The following is a 15,878-nucleotide window of genomic DNA, read 5'->3' as shown; positions in this document are numbered from 1 at the left end:
GTGCGAACTTTTGGTCACTATGCGAATGAGGTGCTAGTCTCACTTGGTCATGAGCTGCATCACTGCCATGGCGTCGCGTCGTCGAAAGGATCAAGATTGTCCGCGCCCCCCACTAGCACCGCCCCACAACGACTCGGTGGCTGGATCGCCGTCCTCTGCTTTTTCATCGTGGTCTTCGAGGGCTACGACATCGTCGCACTGGGCGCCACAATCCCAATGCTCACCGACCCGGATGTCGGCGGCTTCAGCGTCGGAGCCATGAACTGGGTCAACACCTTCTCGCTGATCGGCGTGGGCGTGGGCGCCGCATTCATGGGCCGCTTGGCCGACCGTTTCGGGCGGCGCCGCCCACTGCTGCTCGCAGTGCTCGTCTTCTCGATCTTCACGCTGGTCTTCCCGCTCATGCCCTCGGCGTTCCTGATGGGCCTGGTGCGCTTCATCGCGGGCCTCGGGCTGGGCGGCTGCATGCCGGTAGCGCTGGCGCTGATGCAGGAGAACGCGCCGGTGGGACGCCGCGCGCTGGCCAACAACTTGCCGATGGTCGGCTACCACCTCGGCGCGGTGCTGGCCTCGCTGGCTGGCAAGGCCGCCGGCGTGCACTGGTCGCTGCTCTACTACCTGGGCGGCGGCCTGGGCCTGGCGCTGCTGGCGCTGCTGTGGTTCAAGCTGCCGGATAGCGAAGTGGCTGCCGCGGATGAGCGGACCTCGGCAATGGATGTGCTCAAGCCCAAGTACCTGCGCAGCTCCATCGGCTTGTGGATTGCCGCATTCATGGGCCTGGTGCTGGTCTACGGCCTGAATGCCTGGCTGCCGAAGATCATGGGCGCTGCCGGCTACCCGGTGGCCGATTCGCTGACCATGCTCTTCGTGCTGAACCTCGGCGCGATTGCAGGCCTGATCATCAGCGCCTACGCGGCGGATGCCAAGGGCATCAAGCTCATCTCGCTGCTCTGGTTCGCCGCGTCCGCGGTGTTCCTGTTGCTGCTGGCCGTGCCATTCGGCAGCCAGGTGCTGCTCACCGCGGTCCTGTTCGTCACCGGCATCTTCGTGTTCAGCGCCCAGTGCCTGATGTATGTCTATGCCGGGCACGTGTACCCGCGCGACATGGTGGCCACGGGCATCGGCCTGGCCTCGGGCATCGGCCGCTTCGGCGCCATCATCGGCCCATACGTCACCGGCCTGATGGTCGCCGCGGGTACCGCCTACCCGGGCGCGTTCTTCCTCTACGGCGGAGCGGCGCTGATCGCAGTCCTGGTCATCGCGCAGATCCCGAAGCCGAAGAGCGCGTAGCCGCGCGCAGCAGCTGTTCCCTGCAAGCAACGCCGGGCCCCTTCCAGAAGGGGCCCGGCGTTCTTCATGCTGCGATCGAGGCGCCTTTCACCTGTGCACTGCTATTGGGCGTTGAATGCGACATCCAGCGGCCGCCACCCGGTGGTTTCGTCGAACTCCGGCTCCTGCACAGCCAGCCGGCAGATCGATCCGATGAAGTTCCCATCCTTGTCGTAGGCGACCTCGTCCCAGGTGCTGTCGATGCCCTGGCAGGACACCGGCCCAATCTGGCCGCTCGCCTTACCCTCGGAATCGAGCACCTCGCCGGCGGCGCGTTCCATCCCGAAGTTGGCAAAGGCCACCTTGTCATCGCCATCTTCTTCCTGGAACTGGTCCAGGCTGCTGGAGATCTCGACGATGCTGAACTGCCCGTCGGCAATGCTCCCGCCCTCGGCGTACACCCGGTCGATTGCGGCGATCTGCTCCTGGCACAGCGAGCAGTCCGGAGCGGAGAATTCCTTGAGCGTCGCAGTGTCTCCAGTGGCCACCGCATGGTTCAGCAGGGCTACCCAGTAGTCGACGGCAGCTTCAAGGCCCTCCTCGGTTTCCTCCTCCAAGCCCGCAGGCGGTTGCGGCGCCTCGACAGCCTGCTGCGCAGAATCCGAGCCGGATGCCGCCGTGGCGTCCGGCTGATTGCCGGCACCCTCCTCGGACACTCCGACGCAACCGCTGGCGGCCAGCGCCACGGCAGCCGACAGTGCAACCAGTTCCACTTTATGAATTCGAACCATGTCCACCCGCTCCTCAATAGGTACGCCCCCACCTGCAACCGACAATACATCAATCGGTTGGAAAATAGGATGCCGAGAGGCTAATTCATTCTCCGCTTCTTCGGCCTACTGGCCGCGGTCTGGAGTGGGAGGCGTTGGATGCTGCTCATCGGGCGGATTGCCGGCACCCGGGTCGGGCTCCGTTCCCGGCTCCGGGACGCGGCGGGGTGAGCACCGAGGCATAGTCGTGCTCGTCCGAGTACCGCAGGAAGGACAGGTGCGTTTCGTAGCGGTCCAGCACATCGTTGATGACCTGGTCGCGTTCCAGGCCCATCAGGTCGTAGCCTTCGGAGCCCGTCTGGGTGAAGACCTCGAGCCGGAAATACACGTCGATTTCGCGGGACATCGAACGCGCGCCGAACATCGGCACAGGAGCTTCCACCGCGGCCACCTGGTAATGGAAATCCCGGTGGTCCGGGATGTGGATGACCAGAGCATGCTCGGGGATCTTCGTCTGCTCGTTGGGCGTGGTGGACAGCTCGGCATGGTAGCCGAGTTCCTCGAATTCCTTCGCCACTTCCACCAGCGCCGGGTGGATGGCCTTTTCCACGTAGCGGGCCACCTGCTTGTTCGACGGGTAGGAGCGCAGCTGGGCCAGCCGCTGGCGCCAGGTCTTGTCCGGGGCCGCGCCGCCATGCGCGGCGGTGGCCTTGCGCCGGTTCCTCCGGCCCTCGCGTTCGGCGCGCTCCATGCGCAGCACCTTGGAGAAGGAAGCCATCACAAGGTAGGCGATGATGGTCACCGGCAGCGCGAAGATCAGCGTGGCGTGCTCCATGGTGGTCACCCCGCCGGCCACCAGCATGGCAATGGTCAGCATCGCGGTGGCCAAAGCCCAGAAGATGCGCAGCCACTTCGGCCCGTCCTGCGACGGGTCCGGGATGGTCGAGGAGAAGTTGGACATCACCATCGCGCCGGAGTTCGCGCTGGTCAGGTAGAACAGCAGGCCGGAGAGGATGGCCAGGCCGATGAGGAACGGGGCGCCAGGGAACATTTCCAGCAGCGCATACCATCCGTGCTCCGGCTCGGCGAAGCCGGTATTGCCGTCCATGACCACCTTCAGCGCGCTGTTGCCGAAGATCGAGACGATGAAGAAGTCGCAGAGCACCGGGGCGGTGATCGCCGCGATGACGAATTCGCGCAGGGTGCGCCCGCGCGAGATGCGCGCCAGGAACATGCCGACGAACGGCCCCCAGGCCAGCCAGAAGGCCCAGAAGAACAGCGTCCAGCTGGCCATCCAGTCGGGCCCGTCGGCCTCGTAGGCGAAGGTCTGCAAGGTGCGTTCGGGCGGGGTGAAGATGAACCGGCCGATGTTCTCCACCAGTGCGCTGAGCAGGAAGGAGGTCTTGCCGGTGACCAGGATGTAGAGCATCATGGCCGCCGCGGACCACAGGTTCAGCTCGGAGATGATGCGGATGCCCTTGTCCACCCCGGAGGTGCAGGCGGCGATGGTCAGCACCACTGCCACCCCGATCAGCGCGATCTGCAGGGCCAGCCCTTCGGGCAGCCCGAAGATCATCGAGAAGCCCACATTCAGCAGCACGATGCCGATGCCCATGGAGGTCGCGACGCCGAAGACGGTGCCCACCAGGGCGAAGATGTCGATCACGTCGCCGGTGCCGCCGCGCACGCGCTTGCCCAGCCGCGGGTAGAGCGCCGCGCGGATGGACAGCGGCATGCCCCAGCGGTAGGCGAAGTAGCCCATGGCCATGCCCAGCAGCGCGTACATGGACCAGCCGGCGATGCCGTAGTGGAACATCGTCCAGACCACCGCGTCCTGGGCGGCCGCGGCGGATTCGGGATCAGCCGCCGGAGGGGCGATGTACTGGGTAATCGGCCCGGTCACCGAATAGAAGAGCATGTCGATGCCCACGCCGGCGGCGAAGAACATCACCACCGCGGTCACCGTCAGCACGTAGAACCAGCCCAGGTTCGTGGAGATCCACGATACCGCCGAGCGCATCGCCGAGGCCGCGGCATCCGGGGCGAGCATCGCCCACAGGGAGAATCCCAGAATGACCGCGGCGGCAATCACGAACACCCGCCAGTTGACCTTGGGACCGGGGTGCTCGATGAGTTCCCCGAGCCTCTTGCTCAGTTCAGTACTGGTGATCGGCGCCCTGAATTCCTCGGCTTCGGGGTTCCTCGGCTTCTTGCTGACACCGAACTTGCTGCGTCCAACGGTAAGATTCGGCTTCTCATCTGGATCCGGCGACGTACCGCTGCGCTCTGCCACCATGATCTCCCTGAAGTCCAGGTGCAATCACGGCTCCGGTCTCCTCGCCCGCCTATACTGCGCCACTCGCCCGGCGGGCGCGTGGCCCCCTCCGCAAGGCCGTGGTCATCGGTGTACCTGTGCTCAGCCTAGGCACGTTGCGGTTCGCGGGTCTAGCATCCCGGGAGTTGAATCGCTCTCTTTCGCCTGCCACCAGACCGCTGGCCTGCTGGTCTAGAGTAGTGCCATGGCCAATTCGCCCAGCGGGGATTCGATGCTGGACCGCCTGGTGCGGATCCTTGACGCCTTCGACGCGCACAACCCGCAGCTGACCGTCAGCGCGCTGTCCCGCCGGGCCGATATTCCCAAAGCCACCATGTACCGCTTGCTGGATGAATTGGTCTCCCACGACTTGCTGGCCCGTGACAATACCGGCCAGGTGCGCCTCGGGTTGCGCCTGTGGGAACTGGCCAATCGAAGTGCTGCCACCTACGATCTCCGTACCGCAGCGCTGCCCTTCATGGAGGACATCAACCAGCTGCTGGGGCAGAACACCCAGTTATCCGTTCTCCACCAGGACGAAGTGCTGATCATCGAACGGCTCTCCCGGCCCGGCTCCGTGGTGAACCAGGCGAATGTCGCAGGGCGCATGCCGGTGCACCGCACTTCGATGGGCATGGCCCTCCTGGCTTTTTCCCGGCCCGAGATCATTCGCGGTTTCCTTGAACGCCACCGCGAGCTGATGACCGCGGCACATCCTGATTTCCACGCGGAAATAGCAGAAATCCGGCGCATCGGGTTCGCCTCATTGGACGGATTCATCGACTCGGAAACCACTGGTGTGGCTGCCCCGATCCTCGACGAAGCCGGATACCAGGTTGCTGTCATTTCGGTGGTGGTCCCCCGGGACTCGGGAGCCTTGCAACCAGCGGCTCTGGCCTTGCGCACCGCGGCCCGTGGCATTGCCCGCGCTCTGCATATCAGGGACAGCTAGCGGCGAGGCCAGGACGGACAGCTGCCCGCCGTGCGAGACCGCCGCTGCATGGATATGCGGCCCATTATTCTCATTCATTGAGAACGTCGCTGTCGTCCAGGTCACCCGCGTCGCATGCTTGTGGAAGTTCCCCAATACTTCCCTCGGCCAGCTGACCCGGCCCGGCAACGCAGCCGGCCGCACGGCTCACGGCCCAGACGACAGCAAGGCAAGGTCCCATGGTCCAGAATCCACGCATCCTCAAGACCAAGGTCGGCATCATCGGCGGCGGTCCGGCCGGGCTCATGCTTTCGCATCTGCTGGCCAAGACCGGCATCGATAACATCGTCGTGGAAATGCGCGACCACGAAACCATCCGCAACACCCACCGCGCCGGAATCCTCGAAGCCCAGGCGGTGCAGATGCTCACCGAGTCCGGCGTCGACGGCCGCGTGCTCACCGAAGGCGACGAGCACGCAGGCATCGACCTGCGCTTCAACGGCGAATCCCACCCGCTGGACTTCCGCGACCTGGTGGACGCCACCGTCACCCTCTACGCGCAGAACGAGGTGTTCGTGGACCTGTCCGCGGCCCGCCAGCGCGACCAGGGCGACGTGCGCTACTCCTGCGAGGTCACCGAGATCCTGGACATGGAGACCACCACCCCGAAGTTCCGCTTCACCGACGCCGAGGGCACCGAGTTCGAGGTACACGCTGATGTGATCGTCGGTGCCGACGGCTCGCGCTCCTTCGCCCGCCGCCAGATGCCCGAGACCGTGAAGCAGGACTTCAAGGTCACCTACCCCTTTGCCTGGTTCGGCATCCTCACCGAAGCGCCGAAGTCCGCCCCCGAGCTGATCTACGCGAACTCCCCGCATGGCTTCGCGCTGATCTCCCAGCGCAGCGAAACCGTGCAACGCATGTACTTCCAGTGCGACCCGAACGAAGACGTGAACGCCTGGAGCGATGACCGCATCTGGGCCGAACTGCAAAAGCGCGTGGACGGGCCGGATAACTTCCAGCTGAAGACCGGGCCGATCTTCGACAAGACCGTGCTGGGCTTCCGCTCCTTCGTGCGCGAACCGCTCTCCCACGGGCGCCTGTTCCTGATCGGCGACGCGGGGCACACCGTCCCGCCCACCGGCGCCAAGGGCCTGAACCTCGCCTTCGCCGATGTGAAGGTGCTCTTCGAAGCGCTGGATTCCTACTTCTCCACCGGCAGCGACCAGTTGCTGGAAGGCTACTCCGACCTGGCACTGAAGCGGGTGTGGAAGGCGCAGAACTTCTCCTACTGGATGACCTCCATGCTCCACACCCCGGTAGGCGGCGACCCGTTCATGGCCAAGCGCGCCCTGGGCGAGCTGGAAACCGTCACCTCCTCGCGGTTCGGCCAGCAGTATCTGGCCGAGTCCTACACCGGCTGGCCCCACGCCTGAACTTCCTGACTTACCACCGCATCCTTGAAAGGAGCCCGCATTGAGCACCGGCACCACGCCCCAGGACGGCACCGAAGCCGAATCCTTCGCCAACTCGCATCTGCTGGACCCGGCGGCAACCACCGCCAGCCAGGATGAGATCAGCGGCGAAATCGCAGACATCCACGAGGCCTACCGCCAGGAAGTCCTGGCCGGCAAGAAGGCCGAAACCCAGCCGCGCATCGATTTCGCCCCCTACCGCTCCTCGCTGCTGCGCCACCCGACCAAGAACCTGCATCACGCGGATCCGGAAACCATCGAGCTGCACTCCCCGGCCTTCGGCCAGCGCGACGTGCACGCACTGGAATCGGATCTGACCATCCAGCACAACGGCGAGCCGATCGGCGAGCGCATTGTGGTGGCAGGCCGCGTGCTGGATGGCGACGGCCGCCCGGTGGCCGGGCAGCTGGTGGAAATCTGGCAGGCCAACGCCGCCGGACGCTACATCCACAAGCGCGACCAGCACCCGGCCCCGATCGACCCGAACTTCACCGGCGTAGGCCGGGCGATCACCGGACCGAACGGCGAATACTCGTTCACCACCATCAAGCCGGCGCCGTACCCGTGGAAGAACCACCACAACGCCTGGCGCCCGGCGCACATCCACTTCTCGCTGTTCGGCACCGACTTCACCCAGCGCATGATCACCCAGATGTACTTCCCGGGCGATCCGCTGTTCTCGCTGGATCCGATCTACCAGTCGATCACCGATGCGAAGGCGCGCGACCGGCTGGTCGCCACCTACGACCATTCGCTGACCAGCCACGAATGGGCCACCGGCTACAACTGGGACATCGTGCTCACCGGCAGCAACCGCACCTGGATGGAAGACGAAGAGGGAGAGCACTAAATGGCACAGGCACCTGGACTGAAACTCGTCCCGACCCCGGGACAGACCATCGGCCCGTTCTACGGCTATGCATTGCCCTTCGAGAAGGACAACGAGCTGGCCAGCCAGGCCAACCCGAACTCGGTGCGCCTGCACGGGGTCATCACCGATGGCAACGGCGAGGTCATCCCGGACGCGCTGCTGGAAATCTGGCAGGCCGACGAGCACGGCAAGGTCGTCTCGCGCGACGGCTCGCTGGTCCGCGACGGCTACACCTTCACCGGGTGGGGCCGCGTGGCCGTGGACAATGTCGGGCACTACACCTTCACCACGGTGAACCCTGGCCCCACCGAAGCAGGCAAGGCGCCGTTCATCATGCTCACGGTCTTCGCCCGCGGCCTGCTCAACCGGCTGTTCACCCGCATCTACCTGCCGGAGGACACCGAGGCGCTGGCCAATGACCCGCTGCTGGCATCGCTGAGCGAAGCAGAACGCTCCACGCTGATCGCCACCCGCGAACAGGACGGCTCGCTGCGCTTCGATATCCGGTTGCAGGGCGAGAACGAGACGGTGTTCCTCTCCTACCCGCGCGAAAGCTAGAACCCATCGCGCCACCCCGCCAGGCTGCCCCGGCGCCCGTACTGTTACGGGCGTTGAAGCACCCGGCGGGGTTTCGCCCGTTGCCGGGCACTAGAGTTCTAGAAGAACGGCGTGCACGCTTAAAGCTAAGAATCGAGGGACTGAATGGAAGGCGCAGACTACGGCGTACTGGCCCCTGCCTGGGCTGGTACCGCGGCCTCGGCGCTGGCCAGCGACGCGGCTTTTGTCCAGGGGATGCTGGATGCCGAAGCCGCCTGGGTGCAGGTCCAGGCGGATGCCGGCCTGTGCAGCATGGAGGATGCGCAGGCGGTGCGCGAGGTGGCCAGCGTGGACCGCTACGACCTGGCGCTGCTGGCGTCCAAGACACCGGATGGCGCCAATGCGCTGATCCCGCTGCTGGGCATGATGCGCGAGTTGCTCACGCATGATGGCGCGGCGAAAACTGCCAGCACCGCCTTGCACCGCGGGGCGACCAGCCAGGACATCATCGACACCGCGCTGATGCTGGTGCTGTCCAAGACGATCACGCTCACGCTGGCCGATCTGCGCAGCACCGCCGGCGGGTTGGCGGATCTGGCGCGCGAGCACCGGTCCACCGTGTGCATTGCCCGTTCGCTGACCCAGCATGCCCTGCCCACTACCCTGGGCTGGAAGGCGGCCAGCTGGTTATCTGCCGTGCTGGATGCCGAACGGCAGCTGGATGCCGCGGCCGGGCAGCTGCGCCTGCAGTGGGGCGGAGCGGTGGGAACGCTCGCATCCTTGGAGCAGCTGCTCTCCAGCCATGCGGAAACAACAGCCACGAGCAAGTCGCTGGCCTCGCAGCTGGCAGGCCTGCTGGGCCTGGCGGATCCGGGAACGCCTTGGCACACCAACCGCATGCCGATTCTCCAGCTAGGCTCCGCGCTGGGTTCGGCCATTGCCGCGCTGGGGACCTTCGGCGCGGATGTGCTCACCGCCTCCCGCCCGGAAATCGGCGAGTTGTCCGAACCGCGCGAGGCTGGCAAGGGCGGCTCCTCTGCCATGCCGCAAAAGCAGAATCCGGTGCGCTCGGTGCTGCTGCGCAATGCGGCATTCAGCGCCCCCGGCCTGCTCTCCACCCTCTTCACTGCCGCCGGCACCGCAGTGGATGAACGCCCCGATGGCGGCTGGCATGCCGAATGGAGCGCACTGCGCGAACTGGCCCGGCTGGCTTCCGGTGCCGCCTTCCACGCCGCATTCCTGGCCAATGGCCTGAGCGTGAACCTTGCAGCCATCGAACGCAACCTTGCCCTGGGCGGCGATGCCGTGCTCTCCGAGCGCCTCGCGGCCGTCCTGTCACCGCTGGTGGTTGGCGGAAAACCTGCCATCCAGACGCTGGTGCGCCGCAGCCTCGACGAGGAGGTATCCCTGCGCGAGCTGCTGCGCCTGGAAGTCCCCACCCATGATCTGGGCGACAAGGACCTCGACGAATTACTTGATCCAGCCGGCTACCTCGGTGCCGCGGATCGCTTCACCGATACCGTACTCGCCGATTACTCGGCACGGAAGGAACTATGGCAGTCCCGCAACTAACCCCTTCCTTGCTGCATACCAGCAAGGAACTTCCCACCCTCATTGCCGGCCCTTCGCTGGGCACCGCCGCCCTGCCGCTGTGGGCACCGGCCTTGCCGTACCTCAAGGAGCACTTCCAGGTCATCGCCTGGGATCTCCCGGGGCATGGCGAAAGCAAGCCATCCACCGAGGAATTCACGCTGGCCGAACTGGCCACCGGTGTCACCGAGGTTGTCCAGGCACTGCGTGCCGACGGCGTCATCGCCGAGGGGTCCAAGCTGTACTACGCGGGAGTCTCGGTTGGCGGGGCCACCGCACTGCAGCTGGCGGTAGACCACCCAGGCTTCTTCAACGGGTTGTCCTCCATATGCTCGGCGGCGAAGATCGGCACCCCGGAAGCGTGGACCGACCGTGCCGAGCTGGTCGCCAAGGCGGGTACCCCGACCATGGTCGCCGGTTCCGCCGAACGCTGGTTCGCGCCCGGTTTCATCGAGAAGCAGCCGGTGATCAGCACCGAGCTGCTGCACAGCCTGCAGGACGCCGACCGTTTCGCCTACGCCCACGTCTGCGGCGCCCTGGCAGGCTTCGACGTGCGCGAGCAGCTGGCCTCCACCAGCGACCCGATCATCGCGATCAACGGCGCGCAGGACCAGGTCTGCCCTCCGGCCGACGCGGAATTCGTTGCCGAGCATGCACCGCACGGAACCATGGCGATCATTGATTCGGCAGCCCATCTGGCCCCGGCCGAGGCACCGGAAGAAACTGCGGCCTTGCTGTCCGGGTTCTTCCTGTCCAACTAAGCAGAGAGGATTAGCAGACAATGGCTGAATCATCGCGCCTTCCCGGCGACACCTATGATGCCGGCATGGCGGTGCGCCGCCAGGTCCTGGGCAATGAGCACGTGGATCGTTCCACCAAGAACTCGAACGAGTTCACCGACGAGTTCCAGGAAATGATCACCCGCTACGCCTGGGGCACCATCTGGACCCGCGAAGGCCTGCCACGCACCACTCGCAGCGCCATCACGCTGACCGCAATGATTGCCGGCGGATACTGGGAAGAGCTGGAAATGCATGTGCACGCCGCCCTGCGCAACGGCATGACCCCGGAAGAGATCAAGGAAGTCTTCTTGCAGTGCGCCATCTACTGCTCCGTTCCGGCAGCGAATGTGGCGTTCAAGATCGGCAAGAAGGTGCTGGACGAGTACGCGGCGGCCGAAGGCAACTAGCCGCTAGCGCCGCGCATCCGCGGCCTGCTGGATCGAGTGCAGCAAGGCCCACGGGACGATGCCGCTGGTGCGCGGGTTGCGCGGCGATGGGTAATTCCTGACCGAGAAGCTGTACTCGCCGGCTGGCCCGTGCGCTTCGATGAGGTGCTCGGTCAGCTCTGCCGCCGGATCGGCGAGCAGCCTGACCTGCACCGCGTCCCAATCCCCCACTGTCAAGGCCACTGCCGCGGCGACATTCAGCGACTTCTGGAAGTCGCGGGCCGCCACCGCAGCCGGACCGTTGAATACCTCTACCGGGCCGCTGGCCTGCTCCAGTTCGCGGCGCCGCCGCGCATCCATCCACGGCTGCACCAAGGTGGCCGGCAGCTTGCGCGTCGTAACCAGCACCTGCTCGATGCCGCCCATTCGTGCCGCCGCACCAAACAGGTCCAATCCGCCAATGGCCCCGGCGGTGCTGATCAGCCGGCCTGGCCCGGCAGCTTGCACTGATGCGGCAAGATCCGGGTCGGCCAGCGCTCCCATGGAACTGGCCAGGAGGTCGACCCCTGCCTCCAGGATGCGCACCGCATGCTCCCGCACAGCGTGCTGGCCCGCGCATTCGACCACCAGGTCGCAGCGCTCCAGCGCCTGCTGGAGATTCAACTGTTCATGTTCCAGCCCCGGCTGATGCCGGCGCAGGATCACCCCTTCAAGCTGGGCGCCCGCCACGCTCCCGGCAGCCAATTGATCCGCCACCACGGAGCCGATGGCGCCATAGCCCATTACTCCCACCCGATACATGCTGCCCGCGGCCATGACCGTCCTGTCCGAATTCTTTGATGCCAGCTATCGCCAGCTTAGCCAGCTGGCGCGACCATCACGAACCGGCGTGGTCCCGGAACGACAGGAGCTCCGCGCTATTGCCCGGCCGCGGAGGCATGGTCGCCGCGCTCCATGAGCCGGGAGGCGGCATAGCCGAAGAGGATCCCCCAGAACGCCGCATGGATGTTGAACAGGTCCAGGCCGGAAATTGTCACGACAAATGTCACCAGCGCGCCAAAGGTGAACTTCGTGGCGAAGGCGGTCACGAATGCCTGTTGCAGGGCCTTGAGCATGGCGATCCCTCCCAAGGCCAGCACGAACGCCTCGGGGGTGGCCAGCATGAATCGGGTCAGCGTCGGGGCCAGCAGTGCGAAGACCAAGGACAATGAATCCATAGACCACCGCCGACGTGTAGTGGCGGTGCTTCTCCCCCGATGAGGTGAGCAGCGCGTTGGTCGGCCCGGTGACGCAGGCTGACACCGCGCCGAGGCAGGCGTTGAGGATCGAGAAACCGCCGGAAGCCAGCGCGGAGGCATTGACCGGAGGCTGGTGCTCGGCGGCACGCAGCACCGCAACGCCCTGGCCGTTCTGCACGATCAGCACGGTGATGGCCAGCGGCACCACCAGTTCAAGCTGCGCGGCCCAGGTGAATTCCGGTGCGGTGAACACCGGGGTGGCAAGTATTGGCCCGCCCGCAGCGTCCAGCGCGAACTGCCGACTGGCTGCCACGGCAATGACGCCGGCGATCAGCGTGCCCAGCACCGGGGGCAGTTTTCGGCCCAGCGCAGGCACCGCGGAAAGCAGCACGAAGACCAGCACCATGGGAGCGGCCACCACCGGGTTGGCTTGGGTGGATGAGACGATGTCGGTGCCAAAGCGCAGGAAGACCGCCGCCACCATGGCCATCACAATCGGCATCGGGATGGCCGCCATGATCCGGCGTACTACCCCGGTGGCTCCCAGTGCCAGGGCCAGCACCCCCGAGACGAAGAACGCCCCGACCACTTCCGGGAAGGACAGGTGCTGCAGCGAAGGGCCCAGCAGCACCGTGCCGGGGATGGACCAGGCGAATCCGAGCGGCTGGCGGTACAGCAGCGACATCACGATGGTCGCCAACCCGGCTGAAAGGAAGATCCCGCAGACCCAGGAAGCCATCTCGGCCTGGGACAATCCGCCGGCGGCCCCCACGGCAAGGGTGACCGCGATGGGGCCCGAAGCGGAGAAGACCAGGCCGATCACTCCATTGCTGGCATAGGCTCCGCCCAGATCGCGCAGCAGCGCGCGGATCCCGGCAGGACGCGTCGCGGGCCGTTCCAGCAGCGGGTCGCGCGGTTGCTGGGGTCGATTCGCGGGTAGTCAGGTTGCTGGATGGCTTGGGCATGCGCGCTCCTGGATGACGGTGGCAGTGGCACTAATAGTCCATCACCAATGCAGCGCTTAGGGTGCCGTGGGAAGTGGCGCGTTGATCCGGGGTATGCCAGTCCTAGGATAGTTCTGGCCTCGGACCAGCACCGCAGGCAGAACTAGGATGAGACCGGGGCAATGCGGCCCGCGGATGAAAGGACAGCACCGATGAATTCCAATACCGAGCTCGGCGAGTTCCTCAAGGCCCGGCGGGCTCTGGTCAGTCCGGCAGGCGATGGCGGTCCCCGGCGCCGCGTGCCCGGGCTGCGCCGCGAAGAGGTCGCGGTCCTGTCCGGGGTGAGCACCGACTAATACACCCGGCTGGAACAGGGCCGGCACAAGCGCCCCTCCGAATCCGTGCTCGGAGCGTTGGCCAGGGCCCTGCAACTGGATGAGGCGGCGACCGGGCACTTATTCAATCTGGCCCGCTCGGTCTCCGGCTCCGGGCGCAACAGCCCGTCGAGCAGCGTCCAGCGGGTGCGCCCATCCCTGCATAAGCTGCTGGATTCCTTCACCGCCCATCCGGCCTTCATCCGCGGCCGGCGCACCGAGGTGCTGGGCATGAATCCGCTGGCCGCCAGCCTGCTCACCGATTTCCTCGCCAAACCGGTGCGCCACCGCAGCCTGATCCGCTGGGCCTTCCTCGACCCCGAAGCCAGGCAGCGCTATGCCGACTGGGAACAGGTCTCCGCGTCGATGGTCGGCACCTTGCGCCTGGATGCCGGGCGCCATCCGCACGATCCGCTGCTCGCGCAGCTCGTCGGAGAGCTGTCCATGAACAGCGAAGAATTCCGTACCTGGTGGGCAGACCACCGGGTGGTGGAGCGGCGGGATGGGATCAAGAGGTTCACCCACCCCGACGTGGGTTATCTGGAGGTCAACTACGAGGCGCTGGACGTGACCGGGGCAACTGACCAGACCCTGTTCATCTACACCACGGAGCCGGGCTCGGAATCCGAAGCGAAGCTGCGCGATCTGGAGGCGCGCCTCAAGAGCCCGGGCGCGGCGCCGAGAGGCTAGCCGTGTGCCGGGATCAGCGATTCGCTGAGCCAGCTGCGCTCCAGCTCGTTCAATGGGCGGGACGAAACGCCATCGGCTGCCAGCGGAACCATGACCGTGGTCGAGTCGAATACCGGCTGCCCATCCTGGTAGCCGATGCCGCGCACGGTGAATGACTTGTTGCCCAGCCGGCTGATGCCCATGCGGATGAGCATCTCGGGCTGGTAGTACAGCGGGCGCAGGTAGTCGATCTGGATGGATGCCACTACTGTGCCGAATTCGAAACGGCCTGTGGTTCCGTCTTCGCGCGTCCAGCGGATGCGCGCTTCTTCCATCAAGGTCACGATGCGCGCATTGTTCACATGGCCCAGGGCATCCTGATCCGACCAGCGCAATTGCAAGATGATCTCGGTTGCGGCGGCCAGTTCATCGTTTTTCGCTTCACTCATGAAACCCATTGCACCAGAAACCGGGGCTGGCCACTGCGCCCGTGACAGCTCATGAACTTGGAACATTGCCAGCAGGCACCCACCGTGCTTCCTCGTTGCTGGCGTCCAGGCAAATCCATTCCTGCGCTGGCCCGTAGCAGCGAAGCTCACCGGTGAACCAGAACGTCTGGTCCGGATCCCACCCGGCAATCACGCTGGCGTACTTCTCATCGATCTCCAGGCATTGTCCGGCGAGCGCCAGATAAGCACCAATGCCCAGATGCACCCCGTCATAGTCGCGCGCCACTGCCAGCCAATCAGGGATCATCCATGCGCCGTCGCGCCCAGTAGCCAGATACCAGTCGTGGCGCTTCTGCGCGGACACCTCGAGGCCGTGTTCGCGGCAGAGACGGATCCAGTCCTCCGCCGTGGCGATCTCCAGCACGTTCGCTGCGGGAGGCACACTAGCGTGCCTGACGCTGGCCTGCTCCCACCCGAAACCGTCTTCCACGCAGCTCAGGCCCACAGGCTCGCCGCCAGGGAAGATACCGGTGCTGGCGGGCAGGCGGCTGCTGGGCTTGGACCACCATTCGCCACTGAAGCTGCCCAGCTGGCTGTTATGCAGTTCCGCGGCATCGCGGGCTTCCGTCGCGAGAACCGCGCCTCTCCAGTCCTGCAAAATGCCAAGGGCATCGTCATCGGGAGCTTGCGACTTACCCACGGGATCATGCTGGTCGAACTCCACCTTGAACTGGTTGCGCAGATCCACGGGATCCATCCACCAGTCCGCGAGCCCGCTGTCCGCCAGATGCCGGGCGACCCGCTCAAGAGGCGCGGCGAAAGCCGGCAACGCCAGCAGGGTGTCTTCCCCATCCGGTTCCTGCCAATAGCGCGCGTAGTCCACCGAACGAACTAGCGCGTGTTGCAGGAGCGCCGCAGTGGGCGTCACCAGGCTGGCGACATCAAGGAGCCGTGCAATCTCCTCGACACTGATATCGGGCACGCCTGACTCGTCCATGCCAAACAGGCCAACGCTCTCGCCACGTTCGACCGCGACCCGATGCGCGGCATAGAACATCGCCGCCCGCAGTGGATGCTCCGCGAATTCCGGTTGCAGCTGCTCTTCGCTGGCAATTGCGAATTCCCACAGCAACCTGCGTCCCCGCGCGCCTGCCATCAGCGCCTGCACCAGTTCCATCGCCACCACTTCATTTCATTAGCTGGAGATACCTAAATCCTGCCAAGACAGTCGATAACTATTTACGGGATCGATGAATCGACAATACCTGGGCATGGGTTG

General features: G+C 65.5%; 16 protein-coding genes and 1 pseudogene. 10 read left to right on the top strand and 7 right to left on the bottom strand.

From position 1 onward, the window contains the following. Nucleotides 1–96 precede the first annotated feature (96 nt). A complete protein-coding gene (locus tag EKH49_RS14125; protein WP_236641175.1) occupies nucleotides 97–1,290 on the top strand; it encodes an MFS transporter in 1,194 nt (397 codons plus the stop codon). 101 nt (nucleotides 1,291–1,391) lie between these two features. On the opposite strand, the gene EKH49_RS14120 is transcribed toward EKH49_RS14125, so the two are convergent. Continuing rightward, on the bottom strand, nucleotides 1,392–2,042 hold the full coding sequence (locus EKH49_RS14120; protein WP_128471343.1) for a DUF6318 family protein: 651 nt from the start codon (nucleotides 2,040–2,042) through the stop codon (nucleotides 1,392–1,394). 163 nt (nucleotides 2,043–2,205) lie between these two features. Continuing rightward, entirely contained in the window at nucleotides 2,206–4,332 is a 2,127-nt protein-coding gene (locus EKH49_RS14115) for a BCCT family transporter (protein WP_236641174.1), read from the bottom strand. A 226-nt stretch (nucleotides 4,333–4,558) separates the two neighbouring features. On the opposite strand from EKH49_RS14115, the gene EKH49_RS14110 reads away from it, so the two are divergent. From EKH49_RS14110 to pcaC, 7 genes are all read left to right on the top strand, one after another. After that, nucleotides 4,559–5,305, top strand: coding sequence for an IclR family transcriptional regulator (locus tag EKH49_RS14110; protein ID WP_128471341.1), 747 nt, complete (start codon nucleotides 4,559–4,561; stop codon nucleotides 5,303–5,305). Nucleotides 5,306–5,523: 218 nt separating this feature from the next. Beyond that, nucleotides 5,524–6,720, top strand: coding sequence for a 4-hydroxybenzoate 3-monooxygenase (locus tag EKH49_RS14105; protein ID WP_128471340.1), 1,197 nt, complete (start codon nucleotides 5,524–5,526; stop codon nucleotides 6,718–6,720). A 40-nt stretch (nucleotides 6,721–6,760) separates the two neighbouring features. Then, nucleotides 6,761–7,609, top strand: coding sequence for a protocatechuate 3,4-dioxygenase subunit beta (gene pcaH / locus EKH49_RS14100; RefSeq protein WP_128471339.1), 849 nt, complete (start codon nucleotides 6,761–6,763; stop codon nucleotides 7,607–7,609). Next, entirely contained in the window at nucleotides 7,610–8,188 is a 579-nt protein-coding gene (gene pcaG / locus EKH49_RS14095; protein ID WP_128471338.1) for a protocatechuate 3,4-dioxygenase subunit alpha, read from the top strand. Between the two features lie 144 nt (nucleotides 8,189–8,332). After that, on the top strand, nucleotides 8,333–9,739 hold the full coding sequence (locus tag EKH49_RS14090; protein ID WP_128471337.1) for a lyase family protein: 1,407 nt from the start codon (nucleotides 8,333–8,335) through the stop codon (nucleotides 9,737–9,739). Next, nucleotides 9,721–10,518: an alpha/beta fold hydrolase gene (locus tag EKH49_RS14085; RefSeq protein ID WP_201739620.1), complete on the top strand. Its 798-nt coding sequence runs from the start codon at nucleotides 9,721–9,723 to the stop codon at nucleotides 10,516–10,518. Before EKH49_RS14090 ends, EKH49_RS14085 begins: the two co-directional genes overlap by 19 nt. A gap of 20 nt (nucleotides 10,519–10,538) precedes the next feature. Further along, nucleotides 10,539–10,946 (top strand): 4-carboxymuconolactone decarboxylase, encoded by a 408-nt coding sequence (gene pcaC, locus EKH49_RS14080; protein WP_128471336.1) that lies wholly within the window; start codon nucleotides 10,539–10,541, stop codon nucleotides 10,944–10,946. Between the two features lie 3 nt (nucleotides 10,947–10,949). Here the strand turns inward: pcaC and EKH49_RS14075 are convergent, their stop codons facing one another. The 3 genes and pseudogenes from EKH49_RS14075 to EKH49_RS14070 form a co-directional block, all read right to left on the bottom strand. Continuing rightward, entirely contained in the window at nucleotides 10,950–11,741 is a 792-nt protein-coding gene (locus EKH49_RS14075; RefSeq protein ID WP_128471335.1) for an aspartate dehydrogenase domain-containing protein, read from the bottom strand. A 101-nt stretch (nucleotides 11,742–11,842) separates the two neighbouring features. Beyond that, nucleotides 11,843–12,142, bottom strand: coding sequence for a benzoate/H(+) symporter BenE family transporter (locus EKH49_RS17065; RefSeq protein ID WP_269088446.1), 300 nt, complete (start codon nucleotides 12,140–12,142; stop codon nucleotides 11,843–11,845). Nucleotides 12,143–12,200: 58 nt separating this feature from the next. Continuing rightward, a pseudogene (locus tag EKH49_RS14070) lies at nucleotides 12,201–12,935 on the bottom strand (benzoate/H(+) symporter BenE family transporter); the annotation flags it as partial. A 384-nt stretch (nucleotides 12,936–13,319) separates the two neighbouring features. On the opposite strand from EKH49_RS14070, the gene EKH49_RS16935 reads away from it, so the two are divergent. Then, nucleotides 13,320–13,463 (top strand): hypothetical protein, encoded by a 144-nt coding sequence (locus EKH49_RS16935; protein WP_236641173.1) that lies wholly within the window; start codon nucleotides 13,320–13,322, stop codon nucleotides 13,461–13,463. A gap of 45 nt (nucleotides 13,464–13,508) precedes the next feature. After that, nucleotides 13,509–14,171: an MmyB family transcriptional regulator gene (locus EKH49_RS14065; RefSeq protein ID WP_236641172.1), complete on the top strand. Its 663-nt coding sequence runs from the start codon at nucleotides 13,509–13,511 to the stop codon at nucleotides 14,169–14,171. On the opposite strand, the gene EKH49_RS14060 is transcribed toward EKH49_RS14065, so the two are convergent. Together EKH49_RS14060 and EKH49_RS14055 are read right to left on the bottom strand one after the other, a co-directional pair. Then, complete coding sequence (locus EKH49_RS14060; protein WP_128471334.1) at nucleotides 14,168–14,599, bottom strand: acyl-CoA thioesterase; 432 nt, start codon at nucleotides 14,597–14,599, stop codon at nucleotides 14,168–14,170. The genes EKH49_RS14065 and EKH49_RS14060 overlap by 4 nt on opposite strands. Before the next feature lie 49 nt (nucleotides 14,600–14,648). Next, the gene (locus EKH49_RS14055; RefSeq protein ID WP_128471333.1) at nucleotides 14,649–15,782 is read right to left on the bottom strand and encodes a hypothetical protein; all 1,134 of its coding nucleotides are present in this window, start codon (nucleotides 15,780–15,782) and stop codon (nucleotides 14,649–14,651) included. Nucleotides 15,783–15,878: the final 96 nt, after the last annotated feature.

This window comes from Glutamicibacter sp. HZAU, from assembly GCF_004100365.1.
Taxonomy (GTDB): Bacteria; Actinomycetota; Actinomycetes; order Actinomycetales; family Micrococcaceae; genus Glutamicibacter; species Glutamicibacter nicotianae.
This window is presented reverse-complemented; position numbering and strand designations above follow the sequence as displayed.

Coding starts and splice junctions, on each gene's coding strand:
- EKH49_RS14075 (WP_128471335.1), bottom strand. CDS start 11,741: ATGGCCGCGGGCAGCATGTATCGGGTGGGAGTAATGGGCTATGGCGCC.
- EKH49_RS17065 (WP_269088446.1), bottom strand. CDS start 12,142: ATGGATTCATTGTCCTTGGTCTTCGCACTGCTGGCCCCGACGCTGACC.
- pcaC (WP_128471336.1), top strand. CDS start 10,539: ATGGCTGAATCATCGCGCCTTCCCGGCGACACCTATGATGCCGGCATG.
- EKH49_RS14110 (WP_128471341.1), top strand. CDS start 4,559: ATGGCCAATTCGCCCAGCGGGGATTCGATGCTGGACCGCCTGGTGCGG.
- EKH49_RS14060 (WP_128471334.1), bottom strand. CDS start 14,599: ATGAGTGAAGCGAAAAACGATGAACTGGCCGCCGCAACCGAGATCATC.
- EKH49_RS14090 (WP_128471337.1), top strand. CDS start 8,333: ATGGAAGGCGCAGACTACGGCGTACTGGCCCCTGCCTGGGCTGGTACC.
- EKH49_RS14105 (WP_128471340.1), top strand. CDS start 5,524: ATGGTCCAGAATCCACGCATCCTCAAGACCAAGGTCGGCATCATCGGC.
- pcaG (WP_128471338.1), top strand. CDS start 7,610: ATGGCACAGGCACCTGGACTGAAACTCGTCCCGACCCCGGGACAGACC.
- EKH49_RS14085 (WP_201739620.1), top strand. CDS start 9,721: ATGGCAGTCCCGCAACTAACCCCTTCCTTGCTGCATACCAGCAAGGAA.
- EKH49_RS16935 (WP_236641173.1), top strand. CDS start 13,320: ATGAATTCCAATACCGAGCTCGGCGAGTTCCTCAAGGCCCGGCGGGCT.